Below are 19,678 nucleotides of genomic sequence, written 5' to 3' on the forward strand. Positions count from 1 at the left end.
TCCATGCTGGAAAGGGCCTAAAGGATCGGCGCGCCGGAATAGGAAGCGAGGAACGCATCGAGTTGCTGACTGGCCGTCGTCGCCGCCTGCTGGGCATCAACCCCGCCAAGCTGTGCCGACTGGATGGCGTCGGAGATGATCTTGTAGGCCTCCGGCGGAACCCGCGGCTCGGCGCGCGTCCCCGGATGGATCTCCTTGGCGAAGGTGCCGAACTTGCCGGTGCTGAAGACATCGGCGCCGGCCTTCAGCGCGCTGTTGCGCGGCGGCATGTCGCTCTTGGCGACAGTGCACCAGTTGACGACCCGGTCGATCGATGCCGGATCCATTGAGGCCAGCGCCCAGGCGCAGAACTGGGCGGAAGCATCCGGGTTCTTGCCTCCGGCATTGGCGACAAAGGCCCAGCCACCGCCGACGGTGACGTATTTGCCATTGGCCGGTGTCGGCAATTTGAAGATGCCGTAGGGCACGTCCTTGGCGTTGTTGTCCATCGCCGAAATGCCCCAGATGCCGCAGTTCTGCATGGCGCACAGCCCTGCCCCGAGATTGGCGACTATGTCGAAGCCGCCGCCGACCACCTGACGCGGCGCCACGCCGGTATTGATGGCATCCTGCCAGAGTTTCAGCGCCTGGACGGTGGCCGGCGAATCGAAGGCGCTCTTGCCGTCCTTGCCCTGGAATTCGCCGCCGCCCTGCCACAGGAACGGATACCAGGTGAAGTTCTGGTAATAGCCGGGAGTCGTTTCGAACAGCACGCCGTAGCGACTGGGCGTCGTCAGCTTTTTGGCGACCGCCAACAGCTCGTCCCAGGTCTTCGGCACGTCGTTCTCGTTGAGCTTTGCATCCTCGAACGCTTTGACCGAATAGTAGAAGGCCATCGGCTCGACTTCCATCGGCACACCGTAGATCTTGCCGTCCACCATGCGGTTGGCGATGACGCTTTCCGGGAAATCGGCTTTGGCGGCATCCTCGATATGCGGCGTCAGGTCGGCAAGTACGCCGCCATTGTAATAACGCAGGAAATCGCCGGGGCTGATGAGGAAGATGTCAGGGCCCTCGCCCGACGCGAAGGCCGTTGCCAGCTTGGAACCGGAGATGTATTCGCTGTTGACGACATATTCGAGCTCGACCTTCTGGTCGTGGCCGTCGTTCCAGTCGGCCACCAGCTTCTCGAACCACTGGACCTGCGGCTTCACGTCTCCCCCAGGCGCATAGAACTGCCAGAATTTCAGCGGCGCTTCCTGAGCGCGCACGGCCATCCTGTTGATGAACGGGAAGCCTGTGAGGCCGGCGGCAGCGAAAGTGGCGCCGCCCTGGATCAGCCGACGGCGGTTCAGGCTGGCCAATGGCCGGTCGCGGGTCGTTTTGTCAGTCATCAATTCCTCCCTTGGATGTTGTTCGGTCGAACGTTGGCGAAGGGACCTCCGTTCCCTTTGCCGGCACCTGGCGTCACGCGCTGTCGAATGGGCTCAACACGCATGGGATCACTTCGGTGCGCGGCGCGCCCTCGACTTTGCCACCCAGCCGTTCGAGCAGCATTTGCGTGGCGCGCTTGGCAAGCATTGTCGGACTGTTGCCGACACGGGTCAGCTTCGGCCTGACATATTCCAGTTGAGGCAGGTCATCGAAGACTGCGATGGCGATATCCTGAGGGATATTGATCCCATGGTCGTAGAATTCGGTCAGCGCACCGGAGGCCATCAGATAATTGGCGAAGAACATCGCCGACGGCAGGTTTCCGCCGTGCTTCTCCCTGAGCCAGGTGACCGCTTCCCGCCCTGACGGGGCAAGATAGCTTCCCTCGAACCGCAGATCGGCGGAGATTGGCACGCCATTGTCGGCGAGCCCTTTTTCGAAGCCGGCGGCACGCGCCATCGCCTCCTTGAAAAAGGCTGGCCCGGTGACATGGGCGACGCGGCGATGGCCCCTCTTCGCCAGATACTCGCCCATCAGATAGCCGCCGCCGAAATCGTCCATCTGGACGCTGTCGACAGCATGGTTCGGCAGATGGCCGATGAAGACGGCGGGCAGATCGAGGCTGAGCAGTTCGCTGTGCATGCCGTGCAGCGCGAAGTCGGCAACGATGACGCCGTCGACCCGCTTGCGCCCTATCTGGCGCAAATACTCGCGGCCGTGATCCTGTGAATGTCCGCCCGGCACGTCGGTGTTGAAGATCAGCATGTCGAGGCCGACCACTTCGAGCGTCGACTGCGCCGTTTTCACCAGCTCCGGATAGAACGGGTTGCGGATGTCCGGGATCAGCATCGCGATGATGTTGGTGCGGCCGGTGCGCAGGCTTTGCGCCTGCGGGTTCGGCGTGTAGCCGAGTTCGTCGATCGCCGCTTGTACGCGCTCACGTAGCGATTTCGATACCCGGTCCGCATGGTTGATGACATGCGACACGGTCGTGCGCGACACGCCCGCTCGCGTGGCAACTTTGGAAATCGTGCTCATGGTGACAAGTTATGGGCACATGAATGCATTTGCAAATCGATTTTACCAATGTCTCGCAAATTAGGGCCGTCAGGCGGATTACACAAATGCCAAAAGAAAAGGCCGGGTTGTTAAGCCCGGCCAAGTGTGAAGGTCTATAACCTCCAGAGGGGAACGCGCCGGACGCAATGGGAGGAGACATCCGACGCAATTCGCATATGGGTCTGTATTGGTGGCGTTTCAACGATGCGGCAGTAGACCAACGGCGTTGCTGCCATAGAGCCAGAAACGCAAAGCATTCGAAGAGGGCGGTGGATCGCAGCTGCCAGTTGGACACAAAGGTCGCCGAATGCAGGGCGGCTCCTGGCATAGGGACTTCAGTCTGTAGGCCTATCGACCAAGGACCCGCACGGCCAAACTTTGGTCCGAGGCTGCTATCGCAAAAGCCCGAAATGCGAGAGTTTCAGGAACTGAGTTCCGAGGAGCCCCGTTGCGATGCCGACTGTTACAGGAGGCCGCCATGGACCCGAGCATTCACCAGGCACGTTGGCTGCTTTTTCCGTTATTTGGCCTGTGCTTCGGGGTCGCGGCCATTGGATTTATTGTTGGCTGACGGTGGAAGTCGGCGCTACCGCGGAGAGACGCAACCACGGGAAGGCAAAAGACTTGCGCAGTAAATAGTCCCTTCCTGCGCTAGCGAGACCCACCAGTTACCATCGTGGGACTGGTGGGTCTTGACGTTCCGGACGCAAACCATTGTTTTAAGCATCACACGAATTCGAACAGGAGGCAGTACGACAGAGCCGTATGATTAAGGGGAGTTCCGACATGCGACTGGCAAGTTCATTGATGACGACCCGGAAACGAAGGACCGGATCTTCACGAGGACGTCATGTCGGCATTTCTGTAGTCGTCTTGACCTTCATTCTCGTCGTGAGCCCCTATCGCGTCGTGGTCGATGGATCATCGCAGCCGCTCGGCCCGCAGGCTGCCTGGGCCAAAGATGGCGGGAACGGCAATGGCGGGAACGGGAACGGGAATGGGAACGGCAATTCGGGCAATTCGGGTGGAAACTCCGGCAATTCGAACTCGAACGCTGGTGCCGGCAAGGGCAAAGCAAAGTCGCAGGACGACAATCTCCCTGATCCCGCCCCTGCGGTAAACCCCGATAGCAAGCCAAAACTCTTTGTCAACGCATCCACAGGAGACCGGGTCGAGGTGAGCGGCCCGAGCATTGGCGTGGTGCATTCGAACGGACTCAGTGAGCGCATCGACAGCGACCAATATGAAATGCGGGATGCCGAGGGCCGCATCATCATTCGGCGCCTGGCGACGCGTTCCGATCGGGACAGGTTGCTTGGAATGATCAACTGAGGGCCAGTTCACATGGCCGCGCAGTGCGGCAATTTCGGCTCAAGCATGATCGCGAACAGGCGGATGGCGGCGCTCAGTCGCGTCGCGCAAGGTCATGGCGGCTTCGGTCCTGTTGCTGACGTTGAGCTTGGCCAGGATTCGCGTCATGTGGTGCTTTATCGTCTTTTCATGCAGGTTCAGCCGAAGCCCGATCCGCTTGTTGCTCAGTCCCGCGGCAACCAGCGTCAGGATCTCCCTTTCGCGGCTGGTGAGGTCGGCAAGTCCGTCAGCTTTCGCCGGCTCTTTTGATTGAGCCGAGAGATCGGCCAACAGGCGCGCCGACAATTGTGGACAGACATATCGTTCGCCCGACGCTACCGTGCGCAGGATCGCAGCCAACGTCCTCGACCCGACCCCCTTCAGAACATAGCCCCTTGCCCCGCTCTGCAACGCGGTCATCACGTGCTGGTTTTCTTCCGAAACGGTCAGCATCACAATTTTCAGTGCCGGATGCCGCTCAAGGGCCGGTCCGATCACGCCAAGGCCACCTCCAGGAACCGAGATGTCCATCAGCAGAATGTCGGGCCGCTGGTCTTCGATTATCCGCAGGGCATCGTCTCTGCTGCTTCCTTCACCGACGATCTCGAACCCGCCGATCTGATCGAGCGTGCGCACAACGCCTTCCCTGAACAGCGGGTGGTCGTCGACGATGGCGAGCTTGATGGCTACTGTCATGTCTGCCCCATTTCAACGATGTTGAGGGCCATTCTTACGACTGTGCCACTCTGTGAGGAAGTCACGGTAAACTGGCCCCCGAGGCTTTCCACCCGCTCGCGCAGCCCAACGAGTCCCAGCCTCTCGGGACGCACGATTTGCGGGTCAAAGCCAGCGCCGGCGTCGGCCACTTCGATACAAACGCGCTCGCCGTCGAAATGTTTCTCGACCGACTGACCTTCACCTCCGGCATGACGGAATCCATTGTTCAGCGCCTCCTGGACGAAGCGGAAGATGCAAATCTTGGCCGCCGGCGACAACGGCGCATGGCCGCCGGTCATCGATAATCTCACTTTGACGCCGGTTCGTTCTTCGTGCGCCTGTACGGCTAGCTGGAGAATTTCACCCAGTTCGGCATGCTCGATATGCGGCAGGACAAGGCCCTTGCTGATGCTCCTGATCTCGCGCATGGCATCGTCCAGATGTGCTTTGATGGCCAGCAAGTCCTGTGCGCGCTTCGATTGCGGCGTAGCGGGATCGGCAATGACGGGGCTGTCGATCCCCAGCGCCGCGAGAGCAACCAATTGCGCGGGGCCATCGTGCAAGTCCGCACCGATGCGCCTGAGATAGCGTTCGTTAAGTGCGGTGGCACGCTGCGAGGCACGCTGCACCCGCAGCCTCAACAGTCTGTTTTGCGCAAGCAGATCGGAAAGCTCGGCAATGCGCTGCTTCAACGAGCGGCTCTGCGAACTGATCATGCGGCTGCCACGGAACACGATTGCCGACAGCCCGAGAAAGAAGGCCGCTGTGACGGCGGCAACGTCCAGCCAGGTTCGAATGAGCGCCTGATGCAGGTTTCTTTCAAAATCAGTGGCGACCTCGTAGAATTCCGAAACGGCCACCACTTCCCCCGACCATGGCTGCAGCACCGGATTGTAGATCTCGAGGAGATGCAAGCCGCTGGCTCTTTCGGCCTCGCTGTCCGGATCGTCGAGCTTGTCGAACTCCGAGACCATTTGGCCTGCGAATGCCGCCCGGAGATTGTCGCTGGGTTCGAAGCGCTTGCCGATCAATGTCTTGTCGGTCGAATACAGGATGGTTCCGTCGCGACGCCAGAGCTTGAAGGATTCGAGCCTTGTGCCGAGTGCCCCTTGTCCCAGCGTTTCATCGAGCGCATGGGCGACGCTCTCGTCGAGCACTTCGCTCTTGCGCATATCCGGAAGCAGCGGCGCGATAACGCTGTCCACGTAAAGAGCCGTCGCGGAAGCCGAATTCTGCGTGACCACGGTTTCTATATGGTTCGTGACGGAAATCCCCACCACCACCATGGCTGACAGGGAAAATAGACCGCCCGCGAGCAGGAACTGCGTTGCCAGCGACAGCGCATTCCAACGGTCAACAAGGCTTGTCAGCCTGTGTGGCTTGGTGTTCCGAATGGCCCGCTCGGCAGCACGCCGCACCAGTGGCGCGATTCTGGAGAGCCGGCTAATCCGTTGTCGAACGTCGCTGAAAGACGCCATCCTAGGTGTGTAACCGATCAATCGCGATGGAACTAGGGCCTGATGAGAGGGCGAACAGCGTATCCGGCGCTTTTTTGGGCAAACCGTCTCATTGCGTCGTTCGGTAAAGCTCGGACGCGGCCTGCTTCAGTGCCGCCCGTCCATCCGGCCTCAGATACATCATGTGCCCGCCCTCCAGCACCTCGGTGCGAATGGGCTTTGCGCCGGCAAGCGAAGGAATTTGACCAAGCAGGTAGCGCGAGCCCATGTACGGCGTCACTAGGTCGCTGTAGCCGTTGACGATCAGCACGCCGAGGCTGGGGTTTAGCACGCGCGCCTGTTGAAGGTCGTCCATGACACCCGCATAGCCCTGACGCGTCGCGCTCGTCCCATAGTCCCAATTGCCGCTGACTTCACGGTTGAGAAGCCGATAGCTGATATCCGTGCGGAAGTTCAATTCATCACGCACATAGCCGACGAAAGCGGAGGTGAGCGCCGGCACGCTTCGGTCGAGCACCGGATCGGGACCCTCGACTCCCAGGCTCTCTGGCGCCACGTCCGCTGTCGCGATGTTGCCGTCATAGGCGCTGAGAACATTGCCCTTTGCCCGTGCAAACTCCTTGGCGAACAGCCCTATGGGAATGCGTGCAAAGTGCCGCTGGACGAGATCGAGTGGCAGACCGGTGATTGCGGCGACACGCTGGCTCGCCAGGCGCCCACCCTGCTCCAGCCCACCTGCCAGCGCGGCCAGATAATCGCCGAGCGCATAGCGTTCGACTTCCGCCAGCCGCTCCTGCAGGGCCGGGCCGGAAACGCCTTCGCTGTGTAGGCGCACTGCCGCCAGCGACGGCAGTTCCAGCGCCCAGTGGAGCGGCTGGAACTCGTCCGGGCGCACCAGCGTGAATTCGAGCGCCGGCGAAATCAGCACGACGCCACTCGGGCTGATGCCGATGTCTTCCTGAAGCTTCCTGGCGAGCAATGCTGCTCGAAAGCCGCCATAGCTTTCGCCAGCCAGGAAGACAGGCGATACCGTACGGTTCGTCTGCGCCAGATAGAGCCGGATAAACGCGCCTATCGACGCGGCGTCCTGGCTGACGCCCCAGAAGCTGTGTGCTTCCGTGCCGGGCGCTTCACGGCTGTAACCGGTTCCAACAGGGTCCACAAAGACCAAGTCGGTCATGTCGAGCCAAGTGTCGGGGTTGTCGAACAGCCTCTGCGGCGGCGGCAAGAAACTTCCATCGGCCGCCGTCGCCAGGACCCGCGGACCGAGCGCGCCGAGATGAAGATAAGCGGAAGCTGCTCCCGGACCGCCATTGAACACGAAGGTGATCGGGCGCCGCGGATCCGGTCCCGTTTCTTTCCCGGAATGCAGTGCATAGGCGACGTAGAAAATCTCGGCGGTGATATCGCCTTTGCCGGACGGCAATGACAGCGTGCCGGCCTTGGCCTCGTAATCGAGCGTGCGTCCGGCAATGACGATCGAATGATCGGAAGTCTGCGGCGGTGGCAGGAGCGAGAGAACCCCGCCTGTGGGCGGCGGCCGCTGGGCCGTCTCCGCGTGACCCACCCCAGTTCCGGCAACCAACAGCAGAAGAGCGAGGGCGATTTCTTGCAGCTTGATAGGCATGACGTCTCCGGAGCAATTGGCTGAAACTAGCACACCGTCGGCCGAACCAAAGTCACAGCACCGTGCGCCAGTACGTCTGACAAGAAGGGATCGGTTTGGGAAATCCGATGCCCAGGCGGAAGATAGGGCGCGAGGGTCACGGCGGCAGCCTCAACCTCTTCCAGCAGATGCGTGCGGCGGAATGGCGGACCAAACGACTTCGTGAATTTTCTGCCGGTTGACTCGATTGGCCCACTTCCTAGGTTGGCATTCGGGGCTCCCGTGCAATCCGAAGTTGGTATGACATCTTTCCACACCCGAAAGCTTGCCCTTCTCCTTCTATCGGCAAGCGCCGCCATCCTGTCTTCCTGCGTCATGCCCGATGACACGTCGAGCACTGCGAAGGAAGACGCCACGGCGGCGGCAGCCCGCAGGGAGATGGTCGGCCTTAGCGAGGCGGACGTTCGAATGTGCGCCGGCTTTCCGACCGCCACTGCCGATGTCGGCAAATCCGGCCAGATCTGGACCTATCAGCGCGTCGTTCAACGCGGCAATCTCAACATTGTCGTTCCGACCGTGGCCATTGGCCCCGTCCCGGCGCTGGGAGGTTCCGTCAACGTCGCCCCCGGCGGCTATTGCAACACGCAAATTCGAATGGTTGACGGTCATGTTGCCGAGGTTGCCTACGCCGGCGACAACAACCTGCCGAATAACCGCGATGCGCTCTGTGTCAGCACGGTAGACGCCTGTGTCGCCTACGCCCGTCAGTATCATCCAGGCAGGACAATGGGCAGATAGCGGGATGAGTGGCATTGCCGCTGATCTGAACGCCTGAGATTTCTGGTTTGCCGGCTAGTGACTATCCTCGATCCCGATCGAGCATCACCGATTTGACCTGACATTCCCCGCTCTCAACCGCCGACCCCATCGCGAATAGTGGAGAAATAGCGGTCGGTTCCGACCTGCCCGCCCTTGAGGGCAATTTCCAGCCCATCGATCGCCTTAATGCTTGAATGCGCCACACAAAGTGGCGAGCCCGGCGATGCCGGCAGCGGCATTCGCACAGTCAGCGCGTCGACGCCCATCTGGCCAAGTGCATGGCTCGACGTGTCGCCGCCGGCAATGACCACGCGCAGTAGCTTCTCTTGAAGCGTCAGTTCGCGGAGAACCTCGCCAAGGCCGCGGCCGAGCTTATGGCGGGCGCCTTCCCGGAGATCGATTTCTGCACCGCGGTCGGCCGCAGGTCCGAGCGCTGTGTAGAGGATGACGCTGCGCCCGGCCCGTAGGCTGGAGCGGCCGGTCGCCACCGCGCGCGCAATCGCATCGTTCGAAGCCTCAGAAACCAGTTCGACGGGGTCGAGCTCGATCCCGTCGAAGCCGTCGGCCAGAGCATGACGGATCTGTCGTTCCGTCGTCGGCGAGCAGCTCCCCGAGACCACGGCGATCCTGTCGGCAGCCCCCGGCGGCGAAAAGGCGGATTTGGTATGCACGATCCGGTTCGATGCCCATTCGACCAGCAAGGCATATTCGATGCCTGAAGAGCCGACGACGAAATAACCGCCCGGCTTGCGAGCGCGCCAAATCTCCTTGCCGGCAAGTGCCTGGGTTTCCAGGCTATCGACATCGACAAGCACGATACCTGAGCCATTCTCCACAAGCCGGTCGAATGCTTTCGACCGCGACGCAGACTGCAGCGTCGCCAGGTCGACCAGGCCCGAGGCGAGGCTGGTCTGGCGCGACAGATGGATCAGTAGGTCGGATTCGTCCATCGGCGTGGTCGGATGGCGGCTCATCACGGGATGGCGGTCGATGCGGAAATATTTTTCGCGATAGGCCGCGAACAGATGACCGAAGGCGGTGTAGCGCTTCAGCTGCGGCGCGCCGACCACCAGCGGCACGCCGTCTTGCCGGAAAACCGAGCGGCCGATTTCGATCGCCCGGCCGATGCTGCCGATTGCCGGGCTGGAATCGAAGGTCGAGCAGACCTTGTAGTGGCAGATCTCGGCGTTGACGGTCTTCAGCCAGGCGAAGGCATCTCGCAGATGCGTGTCCATCCACTGCGGCGTCTCGCTGCGGCTGGTGCCGGCCAGCCCAAGGGCGCGGCAATGCGCAAATTGCGAAAGCAGCGCCTCGTCCGGCTGGCGCATGAACAGGACGGTCGGCACGCCGCCGAGCTCGAGCGCCTCCATAACGTCGGTCGAGCCGGTCAGGTCGTCGCCATAGTAACTCAGAAGCAGGTTTTGCATGGCGTCAGGCCGCCTCGCCGCCGCCGAACTTCTCGATCGACCGCGCCAGCTCGACATGGCTCAAGGCATAATCCGCCAACGGAATGTCCTGGACCGCCGCCTGCCAGGCCTGCTGCACGGCGCGCACGCCGGCGCCCGGCCCGTCCGGGTGGCTGACGATGCCACCGCCGCAGAGATAGAGAAGATCGACCGTCCGGCCGGTTCGCTGGAAGGTTTCAGGCGCCTGCCCGCCCCACTGGCCGGAGCCGGCGACCGGCAATGCGCAATCGGCCGGCGAAAAGATCGGCGTGGTCACCGCCTTGAAGGATTCGACGAAGGACCAGTCGGGTTCCCAGTATTTCGAGGCGATGCCGTTGATCTGGAACTGGTCGACGCCGAGCAACCGCCAGAACTGCTGCCAGACCTTGAAATCCATGCCGAGGCCGGGATGGCGGGTGAGAATGTCCCAGCCATTGCGGTGGGCATGGAGCACCAGGCTGGAGCGCTTTCGGAGGTAAGCCATGCCACCAAAGCCGATCGAATTGATGTTGACCACCGCGCAATTGCCGCCGGCCTTTGCCACCAGATCGTGGTTTCGCATCATCTCGTCGGGATCGGCATGTGAAATGCCGAAGGCATACATGACCTTCTTGCCGGTCTTCTGCTCGTGGTCGAGGATCAGCGGCATGATTGCCCTCACCCGCTCCGACAGCGGTGAATAGGCCGGGCTCATCAGCTTCTCGTCGTCCTTGATGAAATCGACGCCGGCGGCAATCAGCTCTTGCACCATTGCGGCCGTCTCGGGCGGGCGGAGCCCCAGCGCCGGCTTGACGATGGTCCCGATGATCGGACGATCCGCGACACCGGTCAGCCTGCGGCTGCCCGTGACGCCGAATTGCGGGCCCGGATGCGCGCCCCGGTACTCCTCGGGTAGCTTCATGTCGACGACACGAATGCCGGACAGGCCCTTGATCGAAAAGGTGCCGCCGATGGCGATGGTCATCAGCGCCGACAGGTCGGTGCCGATGGCGTCCAGCGGAAAGGCGATATCGATGTCGGCGCGCTTGACCGGGCCGTTGCGTGCTTCGGGGCTTGCTCCGGAACCGGTTTCGGGAAGGGACGGCCGGTCCGCGTCCGGCAGATGCCGTATCGCCAGGACTCGCGCTGCGACCCTGGCCTTGAGCTCTTCGGTCTCGCCGGCCAGCGCGACGAAGGTTCCGGTCGACTGGTCGCTTGCAATCTTGGCCGCCAGCGCCTCGATATTGCCGGGCGTTTCGATGCGATAGGTAAGAACAATCATATTCGTGCGGCCTGCCGGGGAGGTTTCGAAAAAGGTTCCTTGGCCCTCGAAATCTGGTATAATGAGTACATAAGCATTGCAAGCCCTATCCGGCTTGGCGGTAAGGGCGAGCCGGCAACAGGCGTTCCGGAATTCACGGCGGAAATGCTAGGTATAGGCCGGTCAAAGGAGTGATTCGCGACGATGAACCGTTCGGAGCCGATCGTCCGGCGCAAGCTTTCCGACGAAGTATTCTTGAGACTGAAGCGCCTGATCACCAGCGGTGAATTGCTGCCGGGTGACGACATGCCGTCGGAGCGCGAATTGATGGAGCGCTTCGAGGTCGGCAGGCCGGCGATCCGCGAGGCGATGCAGGCGTTGAGCAATATGGGGCTGGTCGCGATCTCGCATGGCGAGCGTGCCAAGGTGCTGCAGCTGACCGCCAAGTCGATCATCAAGCAGGTCGACGGCGCAGCCAAGATCATCCTGTCGTCATCGAAGGACACGCTCGAGCACCTCAAGAACGCGCGCATCTTTTTCGAGCGCGGCATGGTGAGGGAAGCCGCGGAGAAGGCAACCGCCGAGGACGTGCAGCGGTTGCGGGCAACGGTTGCCGAGCAGCGCAGCCATCGTGGCGACTCGGAAGCCTTCATATCCGCCGACATGAAGTTCCACACTCAGATCGCGGCAATTTCCGGAAACCCGATCTATGTCGCCGTCAGCGAGGCAATGCTTGGCTGGCTAAAGGAATACCACACCGAAATGCTGATCTGGACCGGCAAGGAAAAGTTCACGCTGACCGAGCACGAAGAGATCGTCGGACGCATCGAAGCCAAGGATGCGGATGGCGCCGAGAAGGCGATGATCAAGCACCTCGAACGCTCGCGCGCGCTCTACGTGATGAATTCCGGCAACTGAAAATCAAGTGCAGGTCCCGACCGGCGTCGCGGTCGGACCTTGTTCTCGGCCTACTGGCTGACCACAGATCAGCCTGAGCCCGGACCGACGCAGTTTTATGTTGCCGTCTGAATCCGGTGTATGTGCCGCGTTGTTTTCATTCAGCGATTTCAGCATTTGCATCTTCCCAGCCATGGACTTCCACGGGCCGCTTCGTCCGCAGCCCTCATAGGCCCTCCTGGAGGCGCCGCGCTTGTTCTGGAATTGGCAATTCTTGCAAAGACTATGCTAGACTTGCCAATCGGCGAGAACGACACCGGGAGAACCGCAATGGCTGACAGGAGCCTCCACGTCGTGATCTGGCTGCCGTCGAATTTCTATTCGGCCGTCGTCTCGACGCTCGTGGAAATGTTTCAGCTTGTGAATGACGTCTGCCGTTCACAGGTTCTCTCCTGTGAATTCGTTTCAAGGAGCACGCCGTCGGCATCAAGTACAGGAATTTTCTTCCCGACGAAGGCTCAACCATCCCGGAAAATGGATGTCCTGATTCTCATTGCGATGCCGGGTGTCGAGATTCCGGAGCTTCTGCGCTCGCTCGACGAGGAGAGTGAACATTCAAAACCGCTGATCGCGCTCGCGCAGCAGCAGGACGCAATCATCGCAGCACATTGCGGCGCGTGTTATCTGCTCGCCAATTCGGGATTATTGGACGGCAAACGCGCAACGATATCCTGGTGGCTGAAAGCCGAGGCAAGCCGCCGGTTTCCGCAAGTGCGATGGGACGCTTCCCGCCTTCTCATTCGCCAGGACCGCCTTTACACATGCGGAGGCGGGTTTTCCGGACTCGAACTCGCCAGGGCTTTGCTGATCGATCTGGGCTTCTCGAAGGAGGAGCGGATCATTCGAAAACTTCTGGTTCTTCCTCCGCCGCGCAAATTCCAGAGTCCCTACGAATTTTCTCTCGACGAAATTTCGAACGAGGCCAGCCCATTCGAGAACAAGCTGCGCGAGCTCTCGAAAGACAAGATGTCGGAAATCGATCTGAAATTTCTCGCAACTGAATTGGGCATGTCTTCGCGAACCCTGTCTCGCAGATTTTTCGACGAACTCCAGACAACGCCGGGAAAATGGATCCAGGAACGGCGGCTGGAGTTGGCAAAATCCATGCTTGAGGAAACGAAACTGAGCGTTTCAGAAATTTGCTATCGGGTGGGATATCAGGACGTCGCCTCGTTCAGCCGTCTTTTTTCCAGGACAACTGGAATGGCACCAGGCGAGTTTCGAAAGCAGATCCGGTGACAAGTCGGCATGGAAGTGCTGCCGCTACGGGCAACCGCTGCCGAAGTGCGGCTATCCAAGAGCCTCGGCAAATGACTTCAGCCGATCCGGACGATTGCGTAGGGTGTCATCACAAGATGGTCTCGGCCCGACGTGTCTTGCGGAATCTTGCGCGACATTCGTCCATCCCAGATCTTCAGAGGACCCCGATCGGAGCCGAGCCCGGAAACATCGACCGGAAAATCGTCCGGGGTAAGGTTCGCCAGCCAGACGATGATCTTGCCTGTCTGGGAGCGGCCGGCCAGTGCCAATACCCGCGTCTCATCGGTCGTTGTCGCCGCCACATGCGCATGGCCGGCCAGATCGCAAAGTCCTTTCACCGCGTGGAAAATCGGCCGGGGTGCACCTTCTTCGACAGGTTCGCCCGACGAGGCCAGTACGCCGAATGGTCCGGTGAAGCTGCAGAGCGTCAGCATTTCGAGCCCGGCCGGCGCAACGCGCGCGGCATAGCCGATCGTCCATGCGGCCCCGAACAGCCCGGCATGGCGAGGGTCGCGGTCGGCCATGGCAATGCGCTGATTGTCGGGATTGGCCTTGGTCGCGCCGCCATAAGGGTTCTGGCGCATGGCAATGGTCGACGGCCCGATCCGATAAGGTATTGTTCCGAAGATCGTTCGTACTGACGCCGTGATGAAAGGCAGTGCCTCCAGCGATTGCATGACGCTGAGATCGTCGGCGGCGTGCACGATCGGGCAGGTGCAATGCGTGACGAAATCGAGCGGGTCAGCCGGCACACGCTTGCGATTGAGTTCGGTGAAATAACTGAACATGCCGCCGCCGAGGCGGGTGTCGGGAAAGGCGCGCCGCGCCGCGGCATAGACGTCTTCGAGCGGTGGGCATTGCGGCCATGCGCTGCCCGGCGGCGTCGACTGCCGGTCGACCGAGGGCGAGACGGCAATGGCCGAAAGCTTGAGCCCGGCCTGGCGCACCATGTCGGCGACGCCTGAAAGCTCGACGTCGAGATCGCCGTCGCCGGCAATGACACATTCGAGCGTTGTCCGGACCGGATAGGCGGCGGCGAGCCGGGCGTAAGCCCGCAAGGCGTCGAGCCCATGGCCACGCGTCGGGTCGTAATGGAACATCAATTGCTGCGGACCAAGCTCGGACAGCATCGGCAGCTTGCCCAGCGCCGCCTCGACCTCATCCGGATAGACGATCACGCCGATATCCGGCAGCCCCGGTCCGGCTTTGCCGAGCGTGACGCGAATTGGTTCGACGGTTGCCGCAGCCGCCGGCACTTTCCCGCGACCCTCTATCCGCAAGCTGATGGTCTGACGGAAGGTCTTGCCGGCGGGCAGCACATAGGGCCACGGCAGCGCCAGCGGCCGAACATAGGTCTTGTAGGAGGCATCCGACCAGTTGCGCTGGTCCTCCATCTCGAAAGTGTCGCCTTGCATACGGCATTCGGCGGTGACGCCCGGCCGGACCTCATGGGTGATCGCCCGCAGATCCTTGAAAGGCTGCCAGGCATCGATCAGCTCTGGAAGCCGCGTCGCGACCACGCTGCCATCGGTATGCTCGACCATGACCGGGCTGCCGGCCAGGCCGGCAATCGGATGCAGGATGCAGAAGCCGCAGCGATTGGTCTCGAAATCGTTGTCGGGAAGAGCGCTCACGTCGAAGATCAGCTGGCCATCAGCCGAGCCCTTGATGGTCGCACGGAAGTCGAGCCGGCTTCCCTCTGGTCCGAAACAACCTGCCGAATAGCTGACGAAGAAAGCGTCATCGCCCTGGTCGATGATTAAATCGGTGAGCGTCGGCTCGTAGGTGCCCCAGTCGCGATCCCTGACGATGTAGGCGATGGCACGCAGAACTTCGGTGCCGCCGTGGCGGATGCTGCGCAGATTGCCGTTGACGAAGTCCGCCGCCAGCGCGCCGGCGCGCAGCCTGACCGGTTCGGCTTCAACTGCACGTGTACCGTAGAGGAGGAAGGCGTCGGCTGTCATTTCAGCAAGGCGTCGAGTTGCACCGGCTCCCGGCTTGCGGCGCCGGCATAGGCTGCCTCGACCAGCGCTAATGTCTTGAGGTTGTCCGCGCCCGAGGTCGCGGGCTCGGCTCCGTTGGTCAGGCAATCGACCCAGTGCTTTTGAATGGCGACGACGCTTTCCTGGATGTTGTGCCACGGCCGTGATGCCCAGGCCAGCAGCGGTGGCGAGACGTTGCTCACGGCTGTCCCGCTCCTGCCGGTGACGGTGAGCCGGTAGCCCTGCGCCAGCCGGATCGTGCCGTCGCTGCCGTCGATCTCGATCAGCGTCTCCGGAAACGGCTCGGTAGCGAGCTTGCTCGCGTAGCTGCAGTCGACCACGGAAGTGGCGCCGCTCGTGTGGTCCATCAGCATCGTCGCAACGTCCTCGCCGGCAATGCCGGGATTGATGCGCGCCGTTCGCGCAGTGACCGTCGAGACGTCGCCCAGCAGAAAGCGGGCGATGTCGAGGATATGGATGCCGAGATCCTCGATAATGAAGCGCTTTCCGGTCGCCAGATAGGGCTGGCCGGAAAACACGTCATAGGCAGAGCGGAACGAGATCCGTCCGAAAAAGGGGGTGCCGATTTCGCCGCTGTCGAGCACGGTACGCACCGCCTGGATCGGCGACTGCCAGCGAAAATTCTCATGCACCATCAGCGGCACGCCGGCGTCAGCACAGGCCTTTGCCATCGCTTTGGCGTCGGCAAGCGTCGGCGCAAACGGTTTTTGGCAGATTGCCGGAACGCCGTGCTGCGCCGCCATCTCCACGAGCATTCTGTGGCTTGGTGCGGTGGTGGCGATGTCGACGAAATCCAGCCTTTCGCCGGCAAACAGCGCGGCCGCATCGGTATAGCGCCGCGCGACCCCGAACTGGTCACCGACGATCCGCAGCCGGTCCGGATCACGGTCGCAGATGGCGGCGATCGAGGCGCCCTCTATGTCGCGCCAGGCATGCAACTGGTTGACGGCAAAGAAGCCGCAGCCGATCAGCGCTCCACGCAGTTCCGCCATGTTAGCCGGCCTTTGCCATCTGCATCAGCGTGACACGGCTCTGCAGCCGGCGCTGTGCCTGGTCGACGACGACGGCGACGATGATGACGAGGCCCTTGATCACCATCTGCCAGAACGAGCTCACCCCCATCATCACCAGCCCGTCCGAAAGGATGCCGATGACGAAGGCGCCGACAATGGTACCGCCGATGGTACCGCGTCCGCCCGACATCGAGGTGCCGCCGAGCACTGCCGCGGCAATGGCGTTGAGCTCGAAGCTCTCTCCGGTCGCCGGATGCGAGGCCATCAGTTCGGACGAGATGATCAGCCCGACGATCGCCGCGCAGAAGCCGGAGAACATGTAGACGAACATCTTCACCATGTTGACGCGGACGCCTGAAATCCGCGCCGCCCGCTCATTGCCGCCGACGGCGAAGATGTGGCGGCCGAGCGGGGTGTATTTGGCGAGATAGGCCGCCCCTACCGCAACAACGACCAAGATCCATATGGAAACCGGCAAGCCGAGCAGCCGGCCGGCGCCGAGGTAGCCGAACCCTGTGGTGCCGAGCTCGGGCTTGCCGACGAGATTGGGGAAAGTACGGCCGTCCGACGACAGCAGCGCCAGGCCGCGTGCGACATAGAGCACGCCGAGCGTGGCAATGAAAGGCGCAACGTTAAGCCTGGTGATCAGCAAGCCGTTGACGGCGCCGATCAATATGCCGACGGCAAGCGTGATCAGCGCGATCTCGAAGACGTTGAAATAGATGGTGTAGCCGACCTGCAGGTCGATGCCGTTGAGCACGAGGTAGCCGGCCACCATGCCGCACAGGCCGACGATCGAGCCGACCGACAGGTCGATGCCGCCGGTGATGATGACGAAGGTCATGCCCATTGCGAGGAATGCGTTCAGCGCCACGTGCTTCGACATCAGGATAAGATTGGCGGCCGACAGGAAATTGGGGGCGGCTATCGAGAAGAATAACAGCACGGCGATCAGCGCGATGAACGTCCTCGCCTTCATCAGCGTCAGCAGGACCGAGCCGCCCGACATGGAGTTGACCGCCGCCTTGGCTGGGATGTCAGTCATGCGCCTTGCTCTCCGTGCGGGACCGGTCCGTGGCCGAAGGCGGAGGCAGCGACGAGTGCGGCCTCCGTCGCCTCGGCGCGGTCGAACATGCCGGTCAGTTTTCCATTGCTCATCACCGCGATGCGGTCGGACAACGCCATCACTTCGTCGAGATCGGAGGTGGCAAACAGAATCCCCAGGCCGTCGCGCGACAGCTTGCGCATGGTGCGGAACACGTCGGCCTTGGCGCCGACGTCGATGCCGCGGCTGGGCTCGTCCATCAACAGCACCTTCGGGCCGGTGAGCAGCGCCTTGCCGATCACCACCTTCTGCTGGTTGCCGCCTGACAGCGACGAGACTTCCTGCGCCGGATCGGCGACCTTGATCGCCAGTTCGCGCACCGTCCGGGCCACCGCCTGTCTTTCGGCGGCACCGCGAATGTGGAACAGGCGCACGAACCGCGACAGGCTGGCCAGCGTCAGATTGCTGGCGACGGAGAGGATCGACACCAGCCCTTCGCGCTGGCGGTCTTCGGGGATCAGCGCCAGGCCGCGCCGGATGCGCCGCGTCGTGTCGCGCTCGTGCACTTTTTTGCCGGCAATGAATATCGTGCCCGTCGAATGGCCGTGGCGGCCCATGATGCAGTCGAACAGCTCGCTGCGTCCGGCGCCCATCAGGCCATAGATGCCGAGGATTTCGCCGGCGCGCAGCGACAGCGAGACGTGGTCGACCGCAAGCCCGCCGGTGACGCGCGGCAGGCAGATGTCCTCGGCGCGGAATATTTCCTCGCCCGGCACATGGCCGTCGGCCTTGGCGAAGTCCTTGGCGTCCGAGCCGATCATCTGCCGCACGATCCACTGGGTGTCGACGTCTTTCATCTCCGCCTGGCCGGTGATGCGCCCGTCGCGCAGCACCGTGATGGTGTCGCCGATGCGGATCAGTTCCTCGAGCCGGTGCGAGATGTAGACGATTGCCACGCCGCGTGCCTTGAGGTCGGCAATCACCTTGAACAGGATCTCGACTTCCGCCGCGCTGAGCGCCGAGGTCGGTTCATCCATGATCAGGATGCGCGCATCGAGCGAAACCGCCTTGGCGATCTCGACCAGCTGCTGCTGGCCGATGCGCAGATCCTCGACCAGCATGTCGGGCCGGATGCCGGCTTCCAGGCGTTCAAGGAACTCCGCCGCGCGGCGCTCCTGCTCCTTGCGGTCGATCTTGTGGAAGCGGTTGGTGATCTCGCGGGTAGCAAAAATATTTTCGGCGACAGTCAGATTGCCGAACAGATTCAGCTCCTGGAAAACCATGCCGATGCCGCGGCTCACGGCATCACCGGAAGACGAGAATGAAACCTCCTCGCCGTCCAGCAAGATGCGCCCGAGCGTCGGCTGCTCGACACCGGCGATGATCTTCATCAGCGTCGATTTGCCGGCTCCGTTTTCGCCGACCAGCACGTTGACCGCGCCTTTGCGCACCTCGAAATTCGCCCGCTTGACCGCGACGGTGCCGGAATAGACTTTCGAGACGTCCTCCAGCTTCAGGATGACATCGTGATCGCCGGTCATGGCTTCGGCCCGATCTTTGCCTCCGCCGGCGTCACCAGCGGCAGGTCCTGGCCACTGCCCGGCGTATAGGCGCCAAGTACCTCGACGCTGCGGCCCTCGAGTGCCTCGCGCGGCAGCTTGGAAAGCACGGTCTTGTCGGCATAGGCATTGAAGGCCTTGCCGAACTGGGCGAAGTCGATCTGGTTGGTGAAATCGTTGAACTGGATGAAGTCGAGGCTGTCGCGCAGCGCGGTTCCGCGCATGGCGGGTCCGATCTGCACCCGCGCGTCCGCCTTGCCGTCGCCGTCGGCATCGATGTCCATCGTCGCCGCGCGTGACTGTGTATTGGCTGCAACGACCTTGCCCTCGAGCCGAACCGCGAAGGTCCATGGCGAATTCGCCTGCTTCTTCGGGTTGCCGTATTTGGCGCCGGCAGCGGCGGGATCGGTCTTGGCCAAGGCATGAACCTCGGGAAACGGCCCGGCCTTCTGCTGCAGATAAGGTATCACTTTCGCCGCCCAGATGTCCTCGACCATCTTGTCGGGATTGAACGCGGAGCCAGTGCCGCCGTTTTCCGCCGACGGCGTCGGCAAGATCTTGCAGGCGGTCAGGCTGCCTATTGCTGCGAGGAACAACGCGACAAAGATCGGCCGGGTCAGCGTGTTGAACATGTCGGCTCGTTCGGCATGGCAGTCAGGAGCACCCAAAGAAATGGAAGAAAGGGCGAAATGGAAGCAAGGGACGAACCGGAGGCTCGTCCCTTGCTGCTGATGT

The 19,678-nt window shown here is 61.9% G+C and carries 16 protein-coding genes; 4 read left to right on the top strand and 12 right to left on the bottom strand.

Features of this window, described 5'->3' with window-relative positions:
- Positions 1 to 17: 17 nt before the first annotated feature.
- Together NKJ73_RS01335 and NKJ73_RS01340 are read right to left on the bottom strand one after the other, a co-directional pair.
- On the bottom strand, positions 18 to 1,373 hold the full coding sequence (locus NKJ73_RS01335) for an ABC transporter substrate-binding protein (protein WP_352539309.1): 1,356 nt from the start codon (positions 1,371 to 1,373) through the stop codon (positions 18 to 20).
- A 73-nt stretch (positions 1,374 to 1,446) separates the two neighbouring features.
- A complete protein-coding gene (locus NKJ73_RS01340; protein WP_352568072.1) occupies positions 1,447 to 2,451 on the bottom strand; it encodes a LacI family DNA-binding transcriptional regulator in 1,005 nt (334 codons plus the stop codon).
- A gap of 807 nt (positions 2,452 to 3,258) precedes the next feature.
- On the opposite strand from NKJ73_RS01340, the gene NKJ73_RS01345 reads away from it, so the two are divergent.
- Positions 3,259 to 3,804, top strand: a complete 546-nt coding sequence (locus NKJ73_RS01345) for a hypothetical protein (RefSeq protein WP_352568073.1) — start codon at positions 3,259 to 3,261, stop codon at positions 3,802 to 3,804.
- Between the two features lie 39 nt (positions 3,805 to 3,843).
- On the opposite strand, the gene NKJ73_RS01350 is transcribed toward NKJ73_RS01345, so the two are convergent.
- The 3 genes from NKJ73_RS01350 to NKJ73_RS01360 all read right to left on the bottom strand — a co-directional run bounded on the left by NKJ73_RS01350 (position 3,844) and on the right by NKJ73_RS01360 (position 7,623).
- Positions 3,844 to 4,518, bottom strand: coding sequence for a LuxR C-terminal-related transcriptional regulator (locus NKJ73_RS01350; RefSeq protein ID WP_352448141.1), 675 nt, complete (start codon positions 4,516 to 4,518; stop codon positions 3,844 to 3,846).
- Positions 4,515 to 5,957: a sensor histidine kinase gene (locus NKJ73_RS01355; RefSeq protein ID WP_352568074.1), complete on the bottom strand. Its 1,443-nt coding sequence runs from the start codon at positions 5,955 to 5,957 to the stop codon at positions 4,515 to 4,517. Before NKJ73_RS01355 ends, NKJ73_RS01350 begins: the two co-directional genes overlap by 4 nt.
- A gap of 148 nt (positions 5,958 to 6,105) precedes the next feature.
- Positions 6,106 to 7,623, bottom strand: a complete 1,518-nt coding sequence (locus NKJ73_RS01360) for a S10 family peptidase (RefSeq protein ID WP_352568075.1) — start codon at positions 7,621 to 7,623, stop codon at positions 6,106 to 6,108.
- A gap of 279 nt (positions 7,624 to 7,902) precedes the next feature.
- On the opposite strand from NKJ73_RS01360, the gene NKJ73_RS01365 reads away from it, so the two are divergent.
- Entirely contained in the window at positions 7,903 to 8,400 is a 498-nt protein-coding gene (locus NKJ73_RS01365; protein WP_352469597.1) for a hypothetical protein, read from the top strand.
- Between the two features lie 113 nt (positions 8,401 to 8,513).
- On the opposite strand, the gene NKJ73_RS01370 is transcribed toward NKJ73_RS01365, so the two are convergent.
- Positions 8,514 to 9,848, bottom strand: coding sequence for a four-carbon acid sugar kinase family protein (locus tag NKJ73_RS01370; RefSeq protein WP_352568076.1), 1,335 nt, complete (start codon positions 9,846 to 9,848; stop codon positions 8,514 to 8,516).
- A gap of 4 nt (positions 9,849 to 9,852) precedes the next feature.
- Positions 9,853 to 11,127, bottom strand: coding sequence for a 3-oxo-isoapionate-4-phosphate decarboxylase OiaX (oiaX, locus tag NKJ73_RS01375; protein WP_352568077.1), 1,275 nt, complete (start codon positions 11,125 to 11,127; stop codon positions 9,853 to 9,855).
- 183 nt (positions 11,128 to 11,310) lie between these two features.
- On the opposite strand from oiaX, the gene NKJ73_RS01380 reads away from it, so the two are divergent.
- Positions 11,311 to 12,024 carry a transcriptional regulator NanR gene (locus tag NKJ73_RS01380; RefSeq protein ID WP_352454127.1) on the top strand — a complete coding sequence of 238 codons (714 nt, stop codon included), beginning with the start codon at positions 11,311 to 11,313 and terminating at the stop codon, positions 12,022 to 12,024.
- A gap of 309 nt (positions 12,025 to 12,333) precedes the next feature.
- The gene (locus NKJ73_RS01385; protein ID WP_352568078.1) at positions 12,334 to 13,302 is read left to right on the top strand and encodes a GlxA family transcriptional regulator; all 969 of its coding nucleotides are present in this window, start codon (positions 12,334 to 12,336) and stop codon (positions 13,300 to 13,302) included.
- A 77-nt stretch (positions 13,303 to 13,379) separates the two neighbouring features.
- Here the strand turns inward: NKJ73_RS01385 and apnL are convergent, their stop codons facing one another.
- Genes apnL through NKJ73_RS01410 form a run of 5 tightly spaced genes read right to left on the bottom strand, consistent with a single transcriptional unit; the run spans position 13,380 to position 19,575 of the window.
- Positions 13,380 to 15,287, bottom strand: coding sequence for a D-apionate lactonase (gene apnL, locus NKJ73_RS01390; protein WP_352568079.1), 1,908 nt, complete (start codon positions 15,285 to 15,287; stop codon positions 13,380 to 13,382).
- Complete coding sequence (locus NKJ73_RS01395) at positions 15,284 to 16,318, bottom strand: Gfo/Idh/MocA family protein (protein WP_352568080.1); 1,035 nt, start codon at positions 16,316 to 16,318, stop codon at positions 15,284 to 15,286. The genes apnL and NKJ73_RS01395 overlap by 4 nt, the downstream gene beginning before the upstream one ends.
- A 1-nt stretch (position 16,319) precedes the next feature.
- Complete coding sequence (locus NKJ73_RS01400; RefSeq protein ID WP_352568081.1) at positions 16,320 to 17,384, bottom strand: ABC transporter permease; 1,065 nt, start codon at positions 17,382 to 17,384, stop codon at positions 16,320 to 16,322.
- On the bottom strand, positions 17,381 to 18,925 hold the full coding sequence (locus NKJ73_RS01405) for a sugar ABC transporter ATP-binding protein (protein WP_352568082.1): 1,545 nt from the start codon (positions 18,923 to 18,925) through the stop codon (positions 17,381 to 17,383). The genes NKJ73_RS01400 and NKJ73_RS01405 overlap by 4 nt, the downstream gene beginning before the upstream one ends.
- Positions 18,922 to 19,575, bottom strand: coding sequence for a DUF2291 family protein (locus NKJ73_RS01410; protein WP_023675476.1), 654 nt, complete (start codon positions 19,573 to 19,575; stop codon positions 18,922 to 18,924). The genes NKJ73_RS01405 and NKJ73_RS01410 overlap by 4 nt, the downstream gene beginning before the upstream one ends.
- Between the last annotated feature and the right edge of the window lie 103 nt (positions 19,576 to 19,678).

The sequence above is a fragment of the Mesorhizobium sp. M0074 genome, assembly GCF_040322975.1.
In the GTDB taxonomy this organism is placed as follows: Bacteria; Pseudomonadota; Alphaproteobacteria; order Rhizobiales; family Rhizobiaceae; genus Mesorhizobium.

Excerpts from the sequence above, each read along its gene's own strand:
- NKJ73_RS01335 (WP_352539309.1), bottom strand. The coding sequence starts at position 1,373 with ATGACTGACAAAACGACCCGCGACCGGCCATTGGCCAGCCTGAACCGC.
- NKJ73_RS01340 (WP_352568072.1), bottom strand. The coding sequence starts at position 2,451 with ATGAGCACGATTTCCAAAGTTGCCACGCGAGCGGGCGTGTCGCGCACG.
- NKJ73_RS01345 (WP_352568073.1), top strand. The coding sequence starts at position 3,259 with ATGCGACTGGCAAGTTCATTGATGACGACCCGGAAACGAAGGACCGGA.
- NKJ73_RS01350 (WP_352448141.1), bottom strand. The coding sequence starts at position 4,518 with ATGACAGTAGCCATCAAGCTCGCCATCGTCGACGACCACCCGCTGTTC.
- NKJ73_RS01360 (WP_352568075.1), bottom strand. The coding sequence starts at position 7,623 with ATGCCTATCAAGCTGCAAGAAATCGCCCTCGCTCTTCTGCTGTTGGTT.
- NKJ73_RS01365 (WP_352469597.1), top strand. The coding sequence starts at position 7,903 with ATGACATCTTTCCACACCCGAAAGCTTGCCCTTCTCCTTCTATCGGCA.
- NKJ73_RS01370 (WP_352568076.1), bottom strand. The coding sequence starts at position 9,848 with ATGCAAAACCTGCTTCTGAGTTACTATGGCGACGACCTGACCGGCTCG.
- oiaX (WP_352568077.1), bottom strand. The coding sequence starts at position 11,127 with ATGATTGTTCTTACCTATCGCATCGAAACGCCCGGCAATATCGAGGCG.
- NKJ73_RS01380 (WP_352454127.1), top strand. The coding sequence starts at position 11,311 with ATGAACCGTTCGGAGCCGATCGTCCGGCGCAAGCTTTCCGACGAAGTA.
- NKJ73_RS01385 (WP_352568078.1), top strand. The coding sequence starts at position 12,334 with ATGGCTGACAGGAGCCTCCACGTCGTGATCTGGCTGCCGTCGAATTTC.
- apnL (WP_352568079.1), bottom strand. The coding sequence starts at position 15,287 with ATGACAGCCGACGCCTTCCTCCTCTACGGTACACGTGCAGTTGAAGCC.
- NKJ73_RS01395 (WP_352568080.1), bottom strand. The coding sequence starts at position 16,318 with ATGGCGGAACTGCGTGGAGCGCTGATCGGCTGCGGCTTCTTTGCCGTC.
- NKJ73_RS01400 (WP_352568081.1), bottom strand. The coding sequence starts at position 17,384 with ATGACTGACATCCCAGCCAAGGCGGCGGTCAACTCCATGTCGGGCGGC.
- NKJ73_RS01405 (WP_352568082.1), bottom strand. The coding sequence starts at position 18,925 with ATGACCGGCGATCACGATGTCATCCTGAAGCTGGAGGACGTCTCGAAA.
- NKJ73_RS01410 (WP_023675476.1), bottom strand. The coding sequence starts at position 19,575 with ATGTTCAACACGCTGACCCGGCCGATCTTTGTCGCGTTGTTCCTCGCA.